Annotated in this window: 20 protein-coding genes; 11 read left to right on the plus strand and 9 right to left on the minus strand. The window is 69.0% G+C overall.

Going from position 1 to position 21,223, the window contains the following annotated elements; translation table 11 throughout:
* Positions 1-75: 75 nt before the first annotated feature.
* The 6 genes from A5713_RS03815 (at position 76) to A5713_RS03840 (ending at position 6,942) form a co-directional block, all read left to right on the plus strand.
* On the plus strand, positions 76-1,404 hold the full coding sequence (locus A5713_RS03815; RefSeq protein ID WP_068092632.1) for a CdaR family transcriptional regulator: 1,329 nt from the start codon (positions 76-78) through the stop codon (positions 1,402-1,404).
* Positions 1,405-1,541: 137 nt separating this feature from the next.
* Positions 1,542-2,462, plus strand: coding sequence for an ACP S-malonyltransferase (locus A5713_RS03820; RefSeq protein WP_067917888.1), 921 nt, complete (start codon positions 1,542-1,544; stop codon positions 2,460-2,462).
* A gap of 80 nt (positions 2,463-2,542) precedes the next feature.
* Positions 2,543-2,887 (plus strand): meromycolate extension acyl carrier protein AcpM, encoded by a 345-nt coding sequence (acpM, locus tag A5713_RS03825; RefSeq protein ID WP_067917886.1) that lies wholly within the window; start codon positions 2,543-2,545, stop codon positions 2,885-2,887.
* Positions 2,884-4,134 carry a 3-oxoacyl-ACP synthase KasA gene (gene kasA / locus A5713_RS03830; RefSeq protein ID WP_067917883.1) on the plus strand — a complete coding sequence of 417 codons (1,251 nt, stop codon included), beginning with the start codon at positions 2,884-2,886 and terminating at the stop codon, positions 4,132-4,134. The genes acpM and kasA overlap by 4 nt, the downstream gene beginning before the upstream one ends.
* Positions 4,135-4,213: 79 nt before the next feature.
* On the plus strand, positions 4,214-5,473 hold the full coding sequence (kasB, locus tag A5713_RS03835; protein WP_068092635.1) for a 3-oxoacyl-ACP synthase KasB: 1,260 nt from the start codon (positions 4,214-4,216) through the stop codon (positions 5,471-5,473).
* A gap of 47 nt (positions 5,474-5,520) precedes the next feature.
* Entirely contained in the window at positions 5,521-6,942 is a 1,422-nt protein-coding gene (locus A5713_RS03840) for an acyl-CoA carboxylase subunit beta (protein ID WP_068092637.1), read from the plus strand.
* 92 nt (positions 6,943-7,034) lie between these two features.
* On the opposite strand, the gene A5713_RS03845 is transcribed toward A5713_RS03840, so the two are convergent.
* From A5713_RS03845 to A5713_RS03855, 3 genes are read right to left on the minus strand one after another with little or no spacing between them, the layout of a single operon-like run.
* Entirely contained in the window at positions 7,035-8,582 is a 1,548-nt protein-coding gene (locus A5713_RS03845; protein WP_197516286.1) for an FAD-dependent monooxygenase, read from the minus strand.
* Positions 8,583-8,641: 59 nt separating this feature from the next.
* The gene (locus tag A5713_RS03850) at positions 8,642-10,186 is read right to left on the minus strand and encodes a glycerol-3-phosphate dehydrogenase/oxidase (protein WP_068092643.1); all 1,545 of its coding nucleotides are present in this window, start codon (positions 10,184-10,186) and stop codon (positions 8,642-8,644) included.
* Positions 10,183-10,758 carry a TetR/AcrR family transcriptional regulator gene (locus tag A5713_RS03855; protein ID WP_068092648.1) on the minus strand — a complete coding sequence of 192 codons (576 nt, stop codon included), beginning with the start codon at positions 10,756-10,758 and terminating at the stop codon, positions 10,183-10,185. The genes A5713_RS03850 and A5713_RS03855 overlap by 4 nt, the downstream gene beginning before the upstream one ends.
* A 47-nt stretch (positions 10,759-10,805) precedes the next feature.
* Here A5713_RS03855 and A5713_RS03860 point away from each other — a divergent pair, with 47 nt between their 5' ends.
* Both A5713_RS03860 and A5713_RS03865 read left to right on the plus strand, forming a co-directional pair.
* Positions 10,806-12,386: an FAD-binding oxidoreductase gene (locus tag A5713_RS03860; RefSeq protein WP_369804367.1), complete on the plus strand. Its 1,581-nt coding sequence runs from the start codon at positions 10,806-10,808 to the stop codon at positions 12,384-12,386.
* Positions 12,383-13,297, plus strand: coding sequence for a diacylglycerol kinase (locus tag A5713_RS03865; protein ID WP_068092653.1), 915 nt, complete (start codon positions 12,383-12,385; stop codon positions 13,295-13,297). Before A5713_RS03860 ends, A5713_RS03865 begins: the two co-directional genes overlap by 4 nt.
* 48 nt (positions 13,298-13,345) lie before the next feature.
* Here A5713_RS03865 and A5713_RS03870 read toward each other — a convergent pair whose 3' ends face one another.
* Both A5713_RS03870 and A5713_RS03875 read right to left on the minus strand, forming a co-directional pair.
* Positions 13,346-14,236: a TIGR03619 family F420-dependent LLM class oxidoreductase gene (locus A5713_RS03870; RefSeq protein ID WP_068092655.1), complete on the minus strand. Its 891-nt coding sequence runs from the start codon at positions 14,234-14,236 to the stop codon at positions 13,346-13,348.
* A gap of 90 nt (positions 14,237-14,326) precedes the next feature.
* Positions 14,327-14,950 carry an NADPH-dependent F420 reductase gene (locus tag A5713_RS03875; RefSeq protein ID WP_068092658.1) on the minus strand — a complete coding sequence of 208 codons (624 nt, stop codon included), beginning with the start codon at positions 14,948-14,950 and terminating at the stop codon, positions 14,327-14,329.
* 93 nt (positions 14,951-15,043) lie between these two features.
* On the opposite strand from A5713_RS03875, the gene A5713_RS03880 reads away from it, so the two are divergent.
* Positions 15,044-15,526, plus strand: coding sequence for a MarR family winged helix-turn-helix transcriptional regulator (locus tag A5713_RS03880; protein WP_067917866.1), 483 nt, complete (start codon positions 15,044-15,046; stop codon positions 15,524-15,526).
* A 15-nt stretch (positions 15,527-15,541) separates the two neighbouring features.
* Here A5713_RS03880 and A5713_RS03885 read toward each other — a convergent pair whose 3' ends face one another.
* The 3 genes from A5713_RS03885 to A5713_RS03895 all read right to left on the minus strand — a co-directional run bounded on the left by A5713_RS03885 (position 15,542) and on the right by A5713_RS03895 (position 18,087).
* Positions 15,542-16,054, minus strand: coding sequence for a DUF3145 domain-containing protein (locus A5713_RS03885; protein ID WP_067917864.1), 513 nt, complete (start codon positions 16,052-16,054; stop codon positions 15,542-15,544).
* A 141-nt stretch (positions 16,055-16,195) separates the two neighbouring features.
* Positions 16,196-17,014 (minus strand): serine hydrolase, encoded by an 819-nt coding sequence (locus A5713_RS03890; RefSeq protein WP_068092661.1) that lies wholly within the window; start codon positions 17,012-17,014, stop codon positions 16,196-16,198.
* Complete coding sequence (locus A5713_RS03895) at positions 17,014-18,087, minus strand: class I SAM-dependent methyltransferase (RefSeq protein WP_068092663.1); 1,074 nt, start codon at positions 18,085-18,087, stop codon at positions 17,014-17,016. Before A5713_RS03895 ends, A5713_RS03890 begins: the two co-directional genes overlap by 1 nt.
* Positions 18,088-18,119: 32 nt before the next feature.
* Here A5713_RS03895 and A5713_RS03900 point away from each other — a divergent pair, with 32 nt between their 5' ends.
* Positions 18,120-19,205, plus strand: coding sequence for an S-(hydroxymethyl)mycothiol dehydrogenase (locus A5713_RS03900; RefSeq protein WP_068092667.1), 1,086 nt, complete (start codon positions 18,120-18,122; stop codon positions 19,203-19,205).
* A complete protein-coding gene (locus A5713_RS03905) occupies positions 19,205-19,828 on the plus strand; it encodes an MBL fold metallo-hydrolase (RefSeq protein ID WP_068092673.1) in 624 nt (207 codons plus the stop codon). The genes A5713_RS03900 and A5713_RS03905 overlap by 1 nt, the downstream gene beginning before the upstream one ends.
* A 174-nt stretch (positions 19,829-20,002) precedes the next feature.
* Here the strand turns inward: A5713_RS03905 and lnt are convergent.
* Positions 20,003-21,223 (minus strand): apolipoprotein N-acyltransferase (gene lnt / locus A5713_RS03910; RefSeq protein ID WP_068092733.1); only part of this gene is annotated, 1,221 nt, incomplete at its 5' end.

Genomic DNA, 21,223 nt, shown 5'->3' on the forward strand with positions numbered 1-21,223 from the left:
CTCGCGGCTCCTCGGACAGCCAAAACACCCCACCCTTTGGCGGATCCTTCCAGAAAAGTGGCGTAGGTTTTAGGGGTGAATGACAACCCGTTCGCCGGCCCGTTCGCCAAGCAGCCCCGGTCTCCGCTCGAGCTGCTGGACACGGTGCCGGATTCCGTGCTGCGCCGGCTCAAGCAGCACTCCGGCCGGCTGGCCACCGAAGCCGTCTCGGTGATGCAGGACCGGTTGCCGTTCTTCGCCGACCTGGAAGCCTCGCAGCGGGCCAGCGTGGCGTTGGTGGTGCAGACGTCCATCAACAACTTCGTCGAGTGGATGCAGGACCCGCACAGCAACGTCAGCTACACCGCCCAGGCCTTCGAGCTGGTGCCCCAGGACCTGGCCCGCCGGATCGCGTTGCGGCACAGCGTCGACATGGTGCGCGTCACGATGGAGTTCTTCGAGGAGGTGCTGCCGCTGGTGGCCCGCTCCGAGGATCAGTTGACCGCGCTGACCGTGGGCGTGTTGAAGTACAGCCGCGACCTGGCGTTCACCGCCGCGTCGGCCTACGCCAACGCGGCCGAGGCGCGCGGCACCTGGGACAGCCGGATGGAGGCCAGCGTGGTCGACGCGGTGGTCCGCGGCGACACCGGCCCCGAGCTGCTGTCCCGGGCCGCCGCGCTGAACTGGGACACCACCGCCCCGGCCACCGTCGTGGTCGGGGCTCCAGCACCCGGACGTGACGGCACCACCGGGCCGGGCGACAGCCAGCGGGCCAGCCAGCACGTCCGCGACATCGCCGCACGGCACGGCCGCGCGGCCCTCACGGACGTGCACGGCACCTGGCTGGTCGCCATCGTGTCGGGCCAACTGTCGCCAACCGACAAATTCCTCGGCGAACTGCTGAACGCGTTCTCCGACGGGCCCGTGGTCATCGGACCGACGGCGCCGATGCTGACCGCGGCGTACCACAGCGCCAGCGAGGCGATTTCCGGGATGAACGCCGTCGGCGGCTGGCGGGGGGCGCCGCGGCCAGTGCTGGCGCGGGAGCTCCTGCCCGAACGCGCCCTGATGGGGGACTCCTCGGCCATCGTGGCGTTGCACACCGACGTCATGGGGCCGCTGGCCGACGCGGGGCCCACGCTCATCGAGACTCTTGACGCTTACTTAGATTGTGGCGGCGCGATTGAAGCTTGTGCCAGAAAGTTGTTCGTTCATCCAAACACAGTGCGCTACCGGCTCAAGCGGATCACCGACTTCACCGGACGCGATCCCACCCAGCCCCGCGACGCATACGTGCTGCGAGTGGCGGCGACCGTCGGGCAGCTCAACTACCCCACCGCCCCCGCTAGCGTCGGCACCAACGCGATGCCTCCGGTTCCGCTGCCGGTCAGGGCGGCTATCGGGGGGCAATCCGACTCAGAGTGACCCAGGCCACAGGTCGCGGCACGGTATCGAACACGTAGCTTACGGAGCTATTTTGTGGGGACTACACAAAAACCTAAGACGAGGTTCATAATCTGTTACACCCGCCAAAACCGTTTCCACAGTGTTCTCTTAAACACGTGATTGCATTGCTTGCGCCCGGACAGGGTTCGCAGACCGAGGGGATGCTCTCGCCGTGGCTCGACCTGCCGGGCGCCGCGGACCAGCTCGACCTGTGGTCGAAGGCCAGCGGCCTCGACCTGGTCCGGTTGGGCACCACCGCGTCGACCGAGGAGATCACCGACACCGCGGTCACCCAGCCCCTGGTCGTCGCCGCCACCCTGCTGGCCCACCAGGAACTCACCAAGCGCGGCCTGCTTTCCTCCGAAACCAAGAATGCGGACCTGATCGTGGCGGGCCACTCCGTCGGCGAGATCGCGGCGTACGCGATCGCCGGTGTGATGGCCGCCGATGACGCCGTCGCGCTGGCCGCCACCCGCGGCGCCGAAATGGCCAAGGCGTGCGCCATCGAGCCGACCGGCATGTCCGCCGTGCTCGGCGGTGACGAGGCCGAGGTCTTGGCCCGCCTCGAGCAGCTCGACCTGTTCCCCGCCAACCGCAACGCCGCCGGCCAGATCGTCGCCGCCGGCCCGCTGACGGCGCTGGAGAAGCTGGCCGAGGACCCGCCGGCCAAGGCCCGGGTCCGCGCGCTCGGAGTGGCCGGGGCGTTCCACACCAAGTACATGGCGCCGGCCCTCGACCGCTACGCCGCCGCTGCGGCCGCCGTCGCGACCGCCGAGCCCACTGCCACGCTGCTGTCGAACCGCGACGGGCAGCCCGTCGCCTCCGCGGCGGCGGCGATGGAGGCGCTTGTCGCCCAGCTGACCCAGCCGGTGCGCTGGGACCTGTGCACGGCGACCATGCGTGACCGCGAGGTCACGGCGGCCGTGGAGTTCCCGCCCGCGGGCACTCTGACGGGTATCGCCAAACGAGAACTTCGGGGGGTCACCACCCGCGCCGTCAAGGCACCCGCAGACCTGGACGCACTGGCCGAACTCTAGAAAGCCGCATCCAGTACAACCACATAACGCTCTATAACGCTCTGTTCGATCAACACAACACATTACGAAGGGAAGACGCTGTGGCCGTCAGCCAGGAAGAAATCATCGCCGGTATCGCGGAGATCATCGAAGAGGTCACCGGTATCGAGCCGTCCGAGGTCACCCCGGAGAAGTCGTTCGTCGACGACCTGGACATCGACTCGCTGTCGATGGTTGAGATCGCCGTGCAGACCGAGGACAAGTACGGCGTGAAGATCCCGGACGAGGACCTCGCCGGCCTGCGCACCGTCGGTGATGTCGTCTCCTACATCCAGAAGCTCGAGGAAGAGAACCCCGAGGCTGCCGAGGCGCTGCGCGCCAAGCTGGAGACCGAGAACCCCGACGCCGTCGCCAACGTCAAGGCGAGGATGGACGCGGACAAGTGAGCAAGCCTTCCACTGCTAATGGCGGTTACCCCAGCGTTGTGGTAACCGCCGTCACGGCGACGACATCGGTCGCGTCGGACATCGAGAGCACGTGGAAGGGTTTGTTGGCCGGCGAAAGCGGCATCCACGTTCTCGAAGACGAGTTCGTCACCAAGTGGGACCTGCCCGTGAAGATCGGGGGTCACCTCAAGGAGCCCATCGACGAGCACATGAGCAGGCTCGACTTGCGGCGGATGTCCTACGTCCAGCGGCTGGCCAAGTTGCTCAGCACTCAGCTGTGGGAATCTGCCGGCACCCCGGAGCTCGACCCCGACCGGTTCTCGGTCGTGGTCGGCACCGGGCTCGGTGGCGCCGAAAGGATCGTCGAGAGCTATGACCTGATGAACGAGGGCGGCCCCCGCAAGGTGTCGCCGCTCGCCGTTCAGATGATCATGCCCAACGGCGCCGCGGCGGTGGTGGGCCTGCAGCTCGGGGCGCGCGCCGGGGTCATCACCCCGGTGTCGGCCTGTTCGTCGGGCTCCGAAGCGATCGCCCACGCGTGGCGCCAGATCGTCATGGGCGACGCGGATGTCGCCGTGTGCGGTGGCGTCGAGGGTCCCATCGAGGCGCTGCCCATCGCGGCATTCTCCATGATGCGGGCCATGTCCACTCGCAACGATGAGCCCGAACGCGCATCGCGGCCGTTCGACAAGGACCGTGACGGGTTCGTGTTCGGCGAGGCCGGGGCCATGATGCTCATCGAGACCGAGGAGCACGCCAAGGCCCGCGGCGCCAAGCCGCTGGCCAGGTTGATGGGCGCCGGCATCACCTCGGACGCCTTCCACATGGTGGCGCCGGCGGCCGACGGCGTGCGCGCCGGCCGGGCGATGACGCGGGCGCTGGAGTTGGCGGGCTTGTCCCCCAAGGACATTGACCACGTCAACGCGCACGGGACGGCAACACCGATCGGCGACACGGCCGAGGCCAACGCCATCCGGGTCGCCGGATGCGAGCAAGCGGCGGTGTACGCACCGAAATCCGCACTGGGCCACTCCATCGGAGCGGTCGGTGCGCTGGAATCTGTTCTCACGGTATTGAGCCTTCGGGACGGCGTGATACCGCCAACACTCAACTACGAAACCCCTGATCCCGAGATCGACCTTGATGTTGTCGCGGGCGAACCTCGCTACGGCGATTTCCGTTACGCCATCAACAACTCGTTCGGATTCGGGGGCCACAACGTGGCGCTCGCCTTCGGGCGGTACTGAGCACGGCGTCGGGCGACGACCCGGGCCGTAACGGCCCGGGGAAGAGCCGACAAGTACGGAAGGAACGTTCGCAAGCCCCATGACAGAGCTAGTTACCGGGAAAACTCTCCCGAACGTGGTCGTCACTGGCGTCGCCATGACGACCGCTCTGGCAACTGATGCCGAAACCACCTGGAAGCTGTTGTTGGACAGCCAAAGTGGTATCCGCAAACTCGAGGACCCGTTCGTCGAGGAGTTCGACCTGCCGGTGAAGATCGGCGGGCATCTGTTGGAGGAATTCGACAGCCAGATGACCCGCGTCGAGCTGCGCCGGACGGGTTATCTGCAGCGGATGTCCACCATCTTGAGCCGGCGGGTCTGGGAGAACGCCGGCTCGCCCGAGGTCGACTCCGACCGCTTGATGGTGTCCATCGGCACCGGTCTGGGCTCCTCGGAGGAGATGGTCTTCAGCTACGACGACATGCGCGCTCGTGGCATGAAGGCGGTTTCGCCGCTCGGGGTGCAGAAGTACATGCCCAACGGCGCCGCCGCGGCGGTAGGCCTGGAGCGGCATGCCAAGGCGGGTGTGATCACTCCCGTTTCGGCGTGCGCGTCCGGCTCCGAGGGCGTCGCCCAGGCGTGGCGCAACATCGTCTTCGGCGAGGCCGACATCGCCATCTGCGGTGGTGTGGAGACCAAGATCGAAGCCGTGCCGATCGCGGCGTTCGCCCAGATGCGCATCGTGATGTCGACCAAGAACGACGACCCGGCGGGCGCGTGCCGCCCGTTCGACCGGGACCGCACCGGCTTCGTGTTCGGCGAGGCGGGGGCGCTCATGGTGATCGAGACCGAGGAGCACGCCAAGGCTCGTGGGGCCAACATCCTGGCCCGCATCATGGGTGCCAGCATCACCTCGGACGGCTACCACATGGTGGCGCCCGATCCCAACGGGCTGCGGGCCGGGCACGCGATGAGCCGGGCGATTCAGCTCGCCGGCTTGTCGCCTTCCGACATCCAGCACGTCAACGCCCACGCCACCGGCACCTCGGTGGGTGACGTCGCCGAGAGCAAGGCGATCAACAACGCGCTGGGCGCCCACGGCGGCAACGCGGCGGTCTACGCGCCCAAAGCGGCGCTGGGGCACTCGGTCGGCGCCGTGGGTGCGGTCGAATCGATCCTGACGGTGCAAGCCCTGCGGGACCAGGTCGTTCCGCCGACACTGAACCTGGAAAACCTCGACCCTGAGATCGATCTGGACGTGGTGTCGGGTAAGCCGCGGCCGGGCAACTACGAATACGCGATCAACAACTCGTTCGGATTCGGCGGCCACAACGTCGCGATCGTGTTCGGGCGGTACTGATCACCGCTTCTCAACCGAGAGCACACCGGAGAACAGGAGACCTTGCGATGACAATCATGGCCCCCGCGTCGGTCGGCGAGTCGCTCGACCCCAGGGACCCGTTGCTGCGTCTGAGCAACTTCTTCGACGAGGGCAGCGTCGAGCTGCTGCACGAGCGTGACCGCTCCGGGGTGCTGTCGGCGTCGGGCACCGTCAACGGTGTGCGCACCATCGCGTTCTGCACCGACGGAACGGTGATGGGCGGCGCCATGGGCGTCGAGGGCTGCGCGCACATCGTCAACGCCTACGACACCGCCATCGAGGAACAGAGCCCGATCGTGGGTATCTGGCACTCCGGCGGAGCCCGGCTGGCCGAGGGCGTCAAGGCGCTGCACGCGGTCGGGACGGTGTTCGAGGCGATGATCCGCGCGTCGGGATACGTCCCGCAGATCTCGGTGGTCGTCGGATTCGCCGCCGGCGGCGCCGCATACGGCCCCGCGCTGACCGACGTCATCGTGATGGCGCCCGAGAGCCGGGTGTTCGTCACCGGGCCCGACGTGGTGCGCAGCGTCACCGGTGAGGACGTCGACATGGCGTCCCTCGGTGGCCCGGAGACCCACCACAAGAAGTCCGGGGTGTGCCACATCGTCGCCGACGACGAGCTCGACGCGTACGAGCGCGGCCGCCGCCTGGTCGGGTTGTTCTGCCAGCAGGGGCATTTCGACCGCACCAAGGCCGAAGCGGGTGACACCGACATCCACGCGCTGCTGCCGGAATCGGCGCGGCGGGCCTACGACGTGCGTCCGATCGTGACCGCGATCCTCGACGACGAGACCCCGTTCGACGAGTTCCAGGCCAACTGGGCGCCGTCGATGGTGATCGGCCTGGGCCGGCTGTCCGGCCGGACGGTCGGCGTGCTGGCGAACAACCCGCTGCGGCTGGGCGGCTGCCTGAACTCCGAAAGCGCCGAGAAGGCAGCGCGTTTCGTGCGGCTCTGCGACGCGTTCGGCATCCCGCTGGTGGTGGTCGTGGACGTGCCGGGCTACCTGCCCGGTGTCGACCAGGAGTGGGGCGGCGTGGTGCGCCGCGGCGCGAAGCTGCTGCACGCCTTCGGCGAGTGCACGGTTCCGCGCGTCACGCTGGTCACCCGAAAGACCTACGGCGGGGCCTACATCGCGATGAACTCCCGGTCGCTCAACGCGACCAAGGTGTACGCCTGGCCGGACGCCGAGGTGGCCGTGATGGGCGCGAAGGCCGCCGTCGGCATCCTGCACAAGAAGAAGCTGGCCGCCGCGGCCGATCACGAGCGCGAGGCGCTGCACGACGAGTTGGCGGCCGAGCACGAGAAGATCGCCGGTGGTGTGGACAGCGCCATCGAGATCGGTGTGGTCGACGAGAAGATCGACCCCTCGCACACCCGCAGCAAGCTCACCGAGGCGCTGGCCCAGGCGCCGGCGCGCCGCGGACGCCACAAGAACATCCCGCTGTAATTTCTTACGCTCGAACTTCGTGCGCTCGCGAGCGTAACCGTACTGCGAAAAACCGGGTCTGAAATCGCAGTGTGGTTACGCTCGCGGAGTCCTCAGCGGCCCAGGATCGTCGTAAGCGCCTGCCGCAGTTCGCCTTCCGGATTTGCGGGTAGCGCGTCACAGCGCCAGCCGACGAAATCGTCGGGGCGAACCAGCAGGGCGCCGGAAGGGCCGAGCCCGGTGGCCGCCGCCCACTCGTCGCTGTAGACGCGCTGCGCGGCCACCGACACCGAAGCCGCGGCGGCACACCAGCGCTCGTCGCCGGTGAGCACCGTGAATCCCGGGCCCAGCAGGTCCAGCGTCGAGACACCGTCGCGCACCCACACGTGCGGCACCCGGGTGCCGGGCTGGGCGCGCAACTCCGAGACCAGTTGCACCGTGTCCGGCTCCCCCTGCCCGTTCACAATGGCCGCCGAGTGGTAGCGGTATCCGATGAGCAATTCGAACATCGAGCACTCTTCGTCGGCCGGCAGCTGCGGGCGGTCGTCGCTCAAGGGGAGCACCGCAAGCGTAGGGCCGGTCAGCGACTGGCGCGCCGCGAATCGCCCCACCGGGTGGCGTTCGGCGTGGTAGGTCTCCAGCAGGGCCGGACCTGCGGTCCCGTCCAGCACGGCGGCGAGCTTCCATGCCAAGTTGTGGGCACTCTGAATCGCGGTGTTGGCTCCCCCGGCCTTGAACGGCGGCATGGTGTGCGCCGAATCGCCGACGAGAAAGGCGCGGCCGCATTGGAATTGGTCGGCGACCTGCTCGTAGGGCTGCCACGCCGCGACCTCGATGACGTCGATGTCGATCGGCTCGCCGATCGCCTTGGTGAGCACATCGCGGCACCGCTGCGGGGTGAACTGGTCGGCCGTCTCGCCGCTGCCCGGGAAATACATGGTGATGAACATGCCCAGGTCGCCCTCGACCAGCAGGAAGATGCCGTCGACGTCGGCGTTCTTGACCTGCACGCCATCGCCGTCGGCCAGGTGCGAGACGAACTTCGTCCAGGGCGCCCGGAAGTAGATGAACACGACGTAGATCGGCAGTGCGCCGTAGCCGGATGTGGTGATGCCCAGCCAGTTTCGGATCGGGCTGTGCACGCCGTCGGCGCCGACGAGGTAGTCGGCGCGGATGGTCTCCGGCTCCCCCGAATCCCGGTCGCGGACCACCGCGGTGACGCCGGCCCCGTCCTGCTCGAGCGACACCACTTCCGTCCCGTATCGCACCTCGCTTCCCCGTCGGCGCGTTTCGGCGAGCAGGATCGGCTCCAGCCTGCTCTGCGGACAGTACTGCGCCGCGGGCTCCGGGCTCAGCGCATCGAGTCCCGCGAAGACCGCGTTGACGTCGATGGCCAGCTTCTCCTCGGGGCTGTTGAGCGCGGGCCTGACCATCAGGGCCGAGACATGGTCGGCCACCGCATGTACCTGGTCGCTGAGACCGAGGCCACGCAGGATTTCCAGGCTGCGAAAGCTCAGGTTGCGGGCCTTCGGATAGATGAAGACCTCATGCCGCTTCTCGACCAGCAGCGAACGTACCCCATGCCTGGCGAGCAATGCGGAGGTGGCGAGGCCGCCGGCGCCGGCGCCGACGATGAGTACGGGAACGCGCGTGGTGGTCATAGACATAATGATAGTAACTATCATTCGATATTTACAGTCAGAATTGAAACCCTGGCGCCCTAGCCGAACCGCTCCACGAACTCCTCGGCCACCGCGGCCACCCGCTCGCGGTCGGATTCCACCAAGCCGATGCGGGTGCGCCGATCCAGGACGTCGGCGGCGTCCAGGGCGCCCTCATGGGTGATCGCGTACTCGAATTCCGCCCGGGTGACGTCGATGCCCTCGCCCACCGGTTCCGTCGGGCGCTTGCAGGAGGCGGTGGCGACGACCTTGGCCGCCTCGGCGCCGTACCGCCGCACCAGCGACGCGGGCAACCCGGCAACCGAGCCCGGGCCGACCGACCCCGGGTTGGCGGGCGCGCCGATCAGCGGCAGGTCGTGCGTCCGGCACTTTGCGGCGCGCAGGTGCCGGACGCTGACGGCGCGATCCAGCACGTCCTGCGCCATGTAGCGGTATTCGGTGAGCTTGCCGCCGATCACGCTGATGATCCCGGACGCCGACTCCACGACGGCGTGCTCGCGCGAGACGTCGGCGGTGCGGCCCTCGCCGGTGTCGATGAGCGGCCGCAGCCCCGCGTAGGCGCCGATGACGTCGGCCGGGCCGAGCGCCACCCCCAACGCGGTGTTGACCGTGTCGAGCAGGAACGCGACCTCCTCTGCCGACGGGGTGGGCACGTCCGGGATCGGGCCGGGCGCCGCTTCGTCGGTCAGCCCCAGGTAGACCCGGCCCAGCTGCTCGGGCATGGCGAACACGAACCGGTTGAGCTCGCCCGGAATCGGGATGGTCAGCGCCGCAGTGGGATTGCCGAAGGCGCCGGCATCGAACACCAGATGCGTGCCGCGACTGGGCCGCAGCCGCAACAGGCCGTCGATCTCGGCGGCCCACACCCCGGCCGCGTTGATGACCGCCGGCGCCGAGACGTCGAACGACTCCCCCGTGCGCTGGTCGGTCAACCGCACCATGCTTCCGGCCGCCTTCGACGCCGCCACGTAGGTCAGGATCCGGGCGCCGTGCTGCGCGGCGGTGCGAGCGACCGCGGTGACCAGCCGGGCGTCGTCGATCAGCTGCCCGTCATAGGCCAGCAGACCCCCGTCCAGGCCCTCGCGTCGCACAGTCGGCGCCATCTGCGCGACGCGGTCCGGGCCGACCCGGCGCGACCGGGGCAGGATCGACGACGGCGTTCCCGCCAGCATCCGCAGCGCGTCGCCGGCCAGGAACCCGGCGCGCACCAGGGCGCGTTTGCCCCGGCTCATGGACGGCAGCAGCGGAACCAGTTGCGGCATCGCGCGAACGAGATGGGGGGCGTTGCGGCTCATGAGGATTCCGCGCTCGACGGCGCTGCGCCGGGCGATGCCCACGTTGCCGGTGGCCAGGTAGCGCAGCCCGCCGTGGACGAGCTTGGAGCTCCAGCGGCTGGTGCCGAAGGCCAGGTCGTGCTTTTCCACCAACGCGACCCGCAGGCCCCGTGAGGCGGCATCCAGCGCGATGCCGGCGCCGGTGATGCCGCCGCCGATCACGACGACGTCCAGCGGCTCGCCCTCGGCCAGGGCCGCGAGATCGGCCGCGCGGCGGGCGGCGTTCAGCGCGGTGGGATCGGGTATCACGACAGGTATCCGTTCAGCGAGTAGGCGAGCTCGCCGGCCAGCGCGTCGGCGTCCAGGATCGGTTCGACGATCTGGGCCGACTGAATGGTCGACTGGGCGATCAACAACACCATCGTGGCCATCTGGACGGGGTCACCGGCGCGGACGCTGCCGGTGCGCTGGGCCACTGCGAGCCGGGCGGCCAGGGCGTCGATCAGCATGTGCTGGCTGGTCCCCAGGCGTTCGGTGATGTAGATCGGCGCGAGCTCGGAGTGCAGCACCGACATGACGAGCCGGTCCCGTCGTAGCAAGTCGGCCACCGTAACGATCTGTCGCACAAGGGATTCGCGGTCATCACCGAGCAGCGGCGCGTCCCGCATCGCCTCGCTGACGTGCCGGGTCAACAGCGCCGCGACGATCGATTTCGTGTCCGGCCAGCGGCGGTACACCGTGGGCCTGCTGACGCCGGCGCGCCGGGCGATTTCGGCCAGGGTGACCCGGTCCACCCCGAAGTCGACCACACAGCTGGCTGCCGCCGCGAGGATGCGCTCCCCCGTGTCCGCCACAGTCGGAGCGTTACTGATTGACAGCATGTGTAATACTGTAACGCATGACGCAACCCGAGGGCCTCGTCCCCCCGATGAAGTGGAACGCGTGGGGTGACCCCGCGGCGGCCAAGCCGCTCTCCGAGGGAATCCGGGCGCTGCTGAAACAGGCTGTCGGCGTGGAGGATTCCGATGCGGCCGAACTCGCAGCCGACGCGGTGCGCCTCCGGCCGTCGGCCTTGCCGCAGGCGCACCTCGACGCGCTGGCCGAACTCGTCGGCGCCGCCTACTGCCGCACCGACGACCGGGACCGGCTGCTGCACGCCGGCGGCAAGTCCACGCTCGACCTGCTGCGCCGCAGGGATACCGGGGTGCAGGATGCGCCCGACGCGATCCTGCTCCCCGGCGACGAGGACGCAGTCGCCACGATCCTGCGTTACTGCTCGCACCATCGCATCGCCGTCGTGCCGTTCGGCGGCGGCACCAGCGTGGTCGGCGGCCTGGATCCGATCCGCGGTGAATTCCCCGCCGTCGTCACCCTCGACCTGCGCCGCCTCGATCGACTGATCTCGCTCGACGAGGTGTCCGGCCAGGCCGTGTTCGAAGCCGGTGTCACCGGGCCGGATGCGGAGCGCATGCTTGGCGCCCAAGGCTTTTCGCTCGGGCATTTCCCGCAGAGCTTCGAATACGCCACGATCGGTGGCTTCGCCGCGACGCGCTCGTCCGGGCAGGACTCGGCGGGCTACGGCCGATTCAACGACATGGTGCGCGGCCTGCGCGTGGTGACGCCGGTGGGCACCCTGGACCTGGGCCGTGCGCCCGAGTCCGCCGCGGGCCCCGACCTGCGTCAGCTGCTCATCGGGTCGGAGGGCGTCTTCGGTGTCATCACGCGGGTCCGGCTGCGCGTGCACCGGGCGCCGGAGGCCGCCCGCTATGAGGCGTGGTCCTTCTCCGACTTCGAGACCGGCGCCGCGGCGCTGCGCGCCGTCACGCAAACGGCCACCGGCTCCACGGTCATCCGGCTCTCCGACGAGGCCGAGACCGGGGTCAACCTGGCCACCACCGAGTCCATTGGCGAAAGCCAGATCACCGGCGGCTGCCTGGGCATCACCGTGTTCGAGGGCACCAAAGAACACGTCGAAAGCCGGCACGCCGAAACCAGCTCGCTGCTGGTGGCCCAGGGCGGAACGTCGCTGGGTGAAGCGCCGGCGCGGGCGTGGGAGCACGGGCGGTTCGGCGCACCGTATCTGCGCGATTCGCTGCTGTCGGCCGGTGCGCTCTGCGAGACCCTCGAGACCGCGACCGACTGGTCCAATATTCCCGCGCTCAAAGCCGCTGTGACGCAAGCGCTTACCGATACACTGGCGAAGACCGGCACGCCGGCGCTGGTGATGTGTCACATCTCGCATGTCTACCCCACCGGCGCGTCGCTGTACTTCACCGTCGTCGCCGGGCAGCGCGGCAACCCGATCGAACAATGGCGGGCCGCCAAAGCGGCCGCCTGCGACGCGATCATGGCCACCGGCGGGACGATCACCCACCATCATGCGGTCGGCGCCGACCACCGGCCGTGGATGCGTGACGAGGTCGGCGAGCTCGGAGTGCATGTCCTGCGCGCGGTCAAGGCGACCCTGGACCCGGCCGGAATCCTCAACCCCGGCAAGCTGATTCCATGAGCCGGCGCGAGATCACGAAGGTGATCGCGCTGACCAATCCCGTCTCCGGACACGGCACGGCGATCCGGGCGGCGGAGCGCGCGATCGCGCGGCTGCACCACCGTGGCGTGGAGGTCGTCGAGATCATCGGCGACGACGCACAAGACGCGCGCTACCTGGTGAGCGCGGCACTGGAGAAGGGTGCCGACGCCGTCATGGCGACCGGCGGCGACGGCGTCGTCTCCAACGCGCTGCAGGTGCTCGCGGGCACCGACGTTCCGATCGGCATCGTGGCGGCGGGGACGGGTAACGACCACGCCCGCGAATTCGGCCTTCCCACAAAGGATCCGGAAGCCGCAGCGGACATCGTCGCCGACGGCTTTGCCGAAACCGTCGACCTGGGAAAGATTCGCGACAGCACCGGCTCCGAGAAATGGTTCGGCACCGTCGCCGCCACCGGATTCGACTCCCTGGTGACCGACCGGGCCAACCGGATGACGTGGCCGCACGGGCGGCTGCGCTACTACCTGGCGATGCTCGCCGAACTATCGCAACTGCGGCTCTTGCCGTTTCGCATGGTGCTGGACGGGACGCGGGAGATCGATGACGACATCACGCTGGCGGCCTTCGGCAACACGCGAAGCTACGGCGGCGGCATGCTGATCTGCCCGCACGCCGATCCCACCGATGGCCTGCTCGACATCACCATGGTGCACTCGGCGTCGCGGACGAAGCTGGTGCGCCTGTTCCCCACCGTGATGAAGGGCACCCACATCGACCTCGACGAGGTGAGCACGACGCGGGCCCGCTCGATCCACGTCGAGTGCCCCGGGATCAACGTCTACGCCGACGGCGACTTCGCCTGCCCGCTGCCCGCGGAGATCAGCGCGGTTCCCGGCGCGCTGCGGATCCTGCGTCCGGCCCGGCCGTAGTTTGGGCACACAGCTACGAGCCATCTTGCCGTCCAGCTTTCCCACGAGTCACAACCGACCGGTGTGCGCGATCACCTGGCTCGCGAAGTCAAGCGTCTGGTCAAGGCTGGGAAACGCTGCGAACGCGTCCACGAACGCCTCATCAACGCCGGACCCGGCCAGGCGCTTGAGCTTGCCGGCAAGCGAGTCGACCGACGTGCCCGGTTCGAGGTTGATCCGCATGGCCGTCTTCAGCGCGTCGGGATCGCGGCCGGCCTCCTGCGCCGCACCGCGCGCAATCGACCACAAGTGGTCGGTGAACTCGTCCTGCAGCTCCTCGACCCCCAGCCAGCCGGTGCCGCTGCGGCCGACCCGGCGCATCGCGGCCTCGCTGACACCGCCGATCCAGATGGGCGGACCGCCGGCCTGGACCGGACGCAGCTCGGCATGGACCGGCGGCAGCGAGAAGAACTCGCTGTCCCAGGACACCGGGGTGGTCGTCCACCACCGGTGTAGGAACGCCAGCAGGTCATCGAGGATCCGTCCGCGTCGGCGCCAGTCCGCGCCGCGGGCGATATCGTGCTCGTCCTTCATCCACCCGATTCCCACGCCAACGTCAAGGCGGCCGTCGCTCAGCACGTCGAGCGTGGTCAGCAGCCGGGCCAAGTGCACCGGCTCGTAGTAGAACGTGCTGAGCGTGCTGGAGTTCAGTCGCACCCGGCTGGTTGCCGTCGCGGCGACCGTCCACAGCAGCACCGGGTCGAGGTAACGAGTCATCTGCGGCGGGTACGGCTGTTCTTTGCCCGGGTAGGCGCTGTGCATATCAACCGGCGTGACCAAGCGATCGCCGACCCACAGCGTGTCATAACCAAGGTCCTCAAGTCCGCGGCAGAACGCGGCCAGGTCAGCGGCGCCGCTGACCGCGGGCCCGACTATGGGAATAGCGAAACCAAGCTTCATTAGAGAATTCCTTTCAGTGATCCAGTGATCCATCAACCATTGCCCGGGCGCACGGCGCCCCTTGTCGTTGACGGCGTGGACCGGGGTGGCTCAGGCGGGAACGGTGGCGCCGAGGGCGAAGTCGAAGTTCCCCACCCCGTGGCGGGCCAGGCCCATCACGACCAGGCCCGTTCCTTCCAGCCAGTGCGCCATGTTCAAGCCGCCGACGTCCAGTGGGCGCAGCCCGAGGCTCTCGATGAACTCCGCCACGGCCGCCTTGGCGCGCGCGTCGTCGCCGGCGATGAAGACGTCGAGCGGCCGGCCCTGGGCCAGCACCACACCGAAGATCGTGTTGAATGCCTTCACCACGCTGGCGCTGGCCGGGGCCACCTTGGCAACTTCCTGCGCGACGGAGGTGTCATCAGGGATCGCCAGCCCGTCGGCCGCGGAATTGAACGGGTTGCTGATGTCGACGATGACCTTGCCCGCGAGGGCGTCCCCGTACTGGGCGACGACCGGAACGACGTCGGCATACAACACGGACACGATGACGATGTCCCCCGACGGGACGGCGCCGAACTCTCCCGTCGTGGCGCTGCCGCCAAGAGCCTTGGCCAGGTCAGCGGCCTTGGATCGATCACGGCCGATGACTTCGACGGCGTTGCCGCCCGCTACCGCCAAAGCGCCGATGGCGCGGGCCATGTTGCCGGTGCCGATGATGCTGATCTTGCTCATGAGGTGTCCCGTCTGAACTCGTCGGAAAGGTTGACTACTCAACCTTAAGAAAGGTTTGTTGACGAGTCAACCAATCCGCTAGCATGGTGGGTGATGGAACCGAATTGGCTGGACCCTCGTGAAGACCGCGCCTGGCGGGCCTTCCAGCACGCGCATCATCAGCTCGACGTGCACCTGAACCGGGGCCTGCAAAAATCGGGTCTGTCCGGGGCCGACTACGAGATCCTGGCGGTGCTCTCAAGCCACGACGGGGACCGCATGCCCGCGCACGACCTGTGCAACACACTGGGATGGGAGAAGAGCCGTGTCTCCCACCAGGTGCGGCGCATGCAGAAGGACGGGCTGATCTGCCGCGAGCCGAACCCCAACGACGCTCGCAGCACCATGGTCTGCCTGCTACCGGCCGGCCGCGCCGCCATCGAGAAGGCGGCACCCGGGCACGTGGAGGACGTCCGGCGGAACTTCATCGACCTGCTCACCCCGGCGGAGCTTGACATGCTCGCCGCCCTCAACGAACGAGTGCTGCGCCACCTGGCTGAAGACGACGACTCCCCCGCCGAAGATGAGCCCTCATAGCCGTCAAGCGCGCGGCTAGCCGACGCCCCGACTGAGCCAGGTCACCTCGCCGACCTCGCCACCGTCGCGGTACGCCTCGAGGGCGTCGTCCCATGCCGTTCCCAGCACCGTGTCCAGCTCGGCGGCCAGGGTGTCGGCGCCGTGGGCCATGAGTGCGCGCAGCCGCATCTCCCCGACCATGACGTCGCCGTTCGCGCTCATCGACCCGCTCCAGAGGCCGAGCTGCGGGGTGTGGCTGAACCGCTGGCCGTCCACTCCGGGGCTGGGGTCTTCGGTGACCTCGAACCGCAGCACCGACCAGGAGCGCAAGGCGTTGGCCAGCCTCGCGCCGGTGCCCACCGGCCCGACCCAGTTGGTGACGGCGCGCAGTTGTCCGGGCATGGCCGGCTGCGGCGTCCACGTGAGGTTCGCCTTCGACCCCAGGGTCGACGACAACGCCCACTCGACATGCGGGCATACCGCCGCCGGCGAAGCGTGCACGTACACCACGCCAGTCGTCACGTCGGCGAATTGATTCGACGCACGCATTTCCTGCTCCTTCGGTTCCGCGAGGGACGTCTTCCCCAACGACCTGGCGGCACCTGGAAAGCAGGATTGCTAACTATTTTGTGTGTCGTGCGTGTCTATTGTGCCCTGTGATACCCATGTTGCGCTAGTGTGCATTTTCCCTTAGGCGTATTCGGCCAGCACGGCGTCGGAAAGCGCAGGCCACGGCCGCAGTGACCACTCCCCGAAATCGCGGTTGGTCAGGGTCACGAGGGCCAGGTCCCGTTCGGGATCCGCCCAGATGAAGCCCCCCGCCTGGCCGAAATGGCCGTACGTTCGCGGCGAGTTGCCCGCGCCCGTCCAGTGCGGCGATTTCGCGTCCCTGATCTCGAAGCCCAGCCCCCAGTCGTTGGGCCGCTGGACGCCGTAACCGGGCAACACGCCGTCCAGGCCGGGAAATTGCACGGCCGTCGCCTCGGCGTGCAGCTCGGCCGAGACCGTCGCCGGTCGCAGCAGGTCGCCGGCGAAGGCGGCCAGGTCGGTCACGGTGGACCTCGCCCCGAACCCTGCGGCCAGCGCGCCGCCGTCCAGCCGGGTCGCCGCCATGCCCAGGGGTTCGCACACGGCCTCGGCCAGGTAGCGGCCGAACTCGATCCCCGACTCGCTCTCCACCGCCTGGGCCAGCACGGTGAAGCCGTGGTTGGAGTAGATGCGCCGTGCCCCGGGGGCGGCCAGTACGTGGTCGTTGTGCATGGCCAGGCCGGACGCGTGGGCCAGGAGGTGCCGGATGGTGGCGCCGGGCGGTCCGGCGGCGGTGTCCAGGTCGACGACGCCCTCTTCGACGGCCACCTGCACGGCGCGCGCCACCAGCGGCTTGGTCACCGACGCCAGCTCGAAGACCCGTTCGGTGTCGCCGTGGCTGGCCAGCACCCCGCCGGGCCCGATCACCGCCGCGGCGGCGGCCTCGACCGGCCAGTCATCCAGGGCGTCGAGGGCCGGCATCACTTAGAGGCGATGTAGTAGTTGTTGATCGGGTCGGACTCGATCTCCGCCACCCGAACGTCGCCGAAGCCGGCGTCGCTCAGCATCGCCGTGGCCAGCTGTGCCCCCCAGGCGGCGCCCAGCCCGGCGCCGTCCAAGGCCAGCGACACCGTCATGCAGTGCATCAGCGAGGTGGTGTAGAGGTAGGTGCTCATCGGCACGCCGACGTTGTCCTCGAGCCGGCTGGACGCCTTGATGTCGGCCATCAGCAGGACGCCGCCGGGCCGCAGCGCGCGGTGGATGTTCTCCAGCACCCGCGCCGGCTGGGCCTGGTCGTGGATGGCGTCGAAGACGGTGACGAGGTCGTAGGCCTCGGCCTTGTCCAACTGCGCCAGGTTGTGGCTCTCGAAGCTCGCGTTCGCCAGGCCGAGGTCGGCGGCCTCGCGGGCGCCGACGGCGATGGCCTCGTCGGAGAAGTCGATGCCGGTGAAGCGGCTGGCCGGGAACGCCCGCGCCATCACGTTGATCGCGTGGCCGCTGCCGCAGCCGAAGTCGGCCACGTCGGCTCCGCCGCGCAGGCGCTCGACGAGCCCGTCGACCAGCGGCAGCACGACGTCGACCAACGCCTTGTCGTAGACGACGCCGCTCTGCTCGGCCATCAGCGCGTGGAACCGGGGGAACTCGCCGTAGTGCAGGCCGCCGCCGTCGCGGAAGCAGCCGATGATCTTCTGTTCGACCTCGGCGAGCTGCGGGACGAACAGGGCCACCAGGGCCAGGTTGTCCGGCCCGGCCGCCCGGGTCAGCACGGCGGCGCGGTGCGCGGGCAGCGAGTAGGTGGCGGTGGCGGCGTCGTAGTCGACGACGCGTCCGGTCGTCATGCCGGCCAGCCACTCGCGCACGTAACGCTCGTCGAGGCCGGCCGCTTCGGCGATCTGCGCGCTGGTGGACGGCGCCAGTCCGGCCATCGTGTCCAGCAGACCGGTCTGGTGCCCGATGCTCAGCAGCAGGGTCAGGCTGGCGCCGTCGATGGCCGCGGCAATTCGTTCGCTGAATTCTTCTGACGTTTCGGAGGCGGTCTCGTCACCGGCGCGCATGCCCTGCGACGGTACACCGTAGGTTGGTGGCCATGAGTCAGACAGTGCGCGGCGTGATTTCACGAAAGAAGGGCGAACCCGTCGAGCTGGTGGACATCGTCGTTCCGGACCCCGGACCCGGCGAGGCTCTGGTCGACGTCATCGCCTGCGGGGTGTGCCACACCGATTTGACCTACCGCGAGGGCGGCATCAACGACGAGTATCCCTTCCTGCTGGGCCACGAGGCCGCCGGCCGGGTCGAGGCGGTCGGGCCCGGGGTCACCGGGGTCGAGCCTGGCGACTTCGTGATCCTGAACTGGCGTGCCGTCTGCGGCCAGTGCCGGGCCTGCAAGCGCGGTCGCCCGCACCTGTGTTTCGACACCTTCAACGCCGCCCAGAAGATGACGCTGACCGACGGCACGGAGCTGACGCCCGCGCTGGGGATCGGAGCGTTCGCCGACAAGACGCTGGTGCACGCCGGCCAGTGCACCAAGGTCGATCCCGCCGCCGACCCAGCCGTCGCGGGCCTACTCGGCTGCGGGCTGATGGCGGGCATCGGCGCGGCGATCAACACCGGCGGGGTGACCCGCGACGACACCGTCGCGGTGATCGGCTGCGGCGGCGTCGGCGACGCCGCCGTCGCCGGTGCCGCGCTCGTCGGCGCCCGGCGCATCATCGCGGTCGACACCGACGACACCAAGCTGGACTGGGCCCGCAAGTTCGGCGCCACCCACACCGTCAACGCCCGCCAGGCCGACGTCGTCGAGGCCATCCAGGACCTCACCGACGGGTTCGGGGTCAACGTCGCCATCGACGCCGTCGGCCGGCCCGAAACCTGGAAGCAGGCCTTCTACGCCCGCGACCTCGCGGGAACCGTTGTGCTGGTGGGGGTTCCGACGCCCGACATGAAGCTCGAGATGCCGCTGATCGACTTCTTCAGCCGAGGCGGGTCGCTGAAGTCGTCGTGGTACGGCGACTGCCTGCCCGAGCGCGACTTCCCCACCCTGATCGACCTCTACCTGCAGGGCCGGCTGCCGCTGGAGCAGTTCGTCTCCGAGCGCATCGGCCTCGGAGACGTCGAGGAGGCCTTCCACAAGATGCACGGGGGCAAGGTGCTGCGTTCGGTGGTGATGCTCTGATGGTCGAGATTCAGAAGGTGGTCACCCACGGCACGTTCGAATTAGACGGCGGCAGTTGGGAAGTCGACAACAACATCTGGCTGATCGGTGACAACTCCAACGTGGTGGTGTTCGACGCCGCGCACACGGCCGAGCCGATCGTCGAGGCCGTGGCAGGCCGCCACGTCGTCGCGGTGGTGTGCACGCACGGGCACAACGACCACGTGACGGTCGCACCGGAACTGAGCAAGACGCTCGACGCGCCGGTGCTGCTGCATCCGGCCGACGACGTGCTGTGGCGAATGACGCATCCCGACAGCGACTTTCGCTCCATCTCCGACGGCGAGACGCTCAGCGTGGGCGGTACCGAGCTGCGGGCGATGCACACCCCGGGCCACTCCCCGGGGTCGGTGTGCTGGTATTCGCACGACCTGGGTGTGGTGTTCAGCGGGGACACCCTGTTCTCCGGCGGCCCGGGCGCGACGGGCCGCTCGTATTCGGATTTCCCGACCATCCTGCAGTCCATCTCCGAGCGGCTGGGCAAGCTGCCCGGCGAGACGGTGGTGCACACGGGCCACGGCGACAGCACCACGATCGGCGACGAGATCGTGCACTACGAGGAGTGGGTGGCCCGCGGGCACTGAGCGGTTCGCCGCGTAGGATCACGCTCGTCACATCGGTCACATAGGTACCAGTTTGTAGACCACCATCCGATCGCGAAACTTGATATCACCGGCGATATCAAATTCGAACGTCGTCTCATAGTCGGAGACAGGCTGCGCCGCTAGCGCGCCTCGAGGATCCGGCGCTTCACCTGCTCACCCGCCACCGCGGGCGGGGCGCCGCCAGCGCACCAGCGCCACCACGAGGACGACGGAGGCCAACACCGGCACCCTGTCGCCCAGCCGTTGGTAGGGCGTGACGCGCGACCGCAGCGGCACGCTCACCACGGTTACGCCGCGAACGTTCGACGGGCACCACGCCAGCCGGTGGCCTTGCGCGTCGAAGGCCGAGCTGTCGCCCGACAATGCGGCGTGCACGGCCGGGCGGCCCGCCTCGACGGCGCGGACGGCCGGCTGCGCGGCCAACTGCGGCTGCGCCCAACTACCCTGGTATGACGACGTGGAGCTCTGATAGACCAACAACTCCGCCCCCAGTTGCGCCTCCAGGCGGGCGAGGTCGGAGAACAGGGTCTCGTAGCTGACCAACGGGCCGATCGCCAGGGCGCCGGCATGCAACACGACGGGTCCGGTCCCGCGCTGCCGGTCCTCGGCGGCGGCCCTGCTGTGGCGGGTGATCCAGCCGAAAAGCGGTCGCAGCGGCACGTATTCGCCGAACGGCACCAGCCGGGTCTTCTGATACGTGCCCAAGGTTCCGCCCGGCCCGATGAGCACCGCCGACTTGTAGATCCCGCCGCCGGGCGCGGGCGCGTCGACGTTGACCAACAGGTCCGCGCCCACCCGCCGGGACAATTCGGCAAGCCGCGCCACAACCTCCGGGTGGCTGGCGAGATCGGATCCCACGCTGCTTTCTCCCCAGACCACCAAGTCCGGGCGCTGACCCGCAACCGAGGCGGTGAGCTCCTCGCTTGCGGCCTGGCGCGCGCCGGCGTCGGCGATGTCGCCGGGCTGCACCAGCGCCACCCGCACCGTGGGACCGCCCGCGGGCATCGGGCCCAGGAAATACCAGGCCGGGCCGACCGCCGCCAGCCCCACCGCGCAGCCCAGGACGACGAGCCGGCCGGACAGCTCGCGATGCACGACGGCACCCACCAGAGCCGTATTGACCGCGGCCACAAGGAAACTCGTCAGCCACACCCCGCCCAACGACGCCGACGCCAGGGTGACGGGCTGCGCGGATTGGGACGCGCCCAATGCCGCCCACGACCCACCGAGCGGCGGCCAGGACCGCACGGCCTCGGCCGCCACCCACGCGCTGGGCAACACCATCACGGCCGCGACCGTCCGGCCCGGTCCGACCGGCGCGGACAGCAACCGATGCGCCAACCACCCCCAGGGCAGCCAGAGCGCGCCGAAGCC

The organism is Mycobacterium sp. E2497 (assembly GCF_001668695.1).
Classification (GTDB): domain Bacteria; phylum Actinomycetota; class Actinomycetes; order Mycobacteriales; family Mycobacteriaceae; genus Mycobacterium.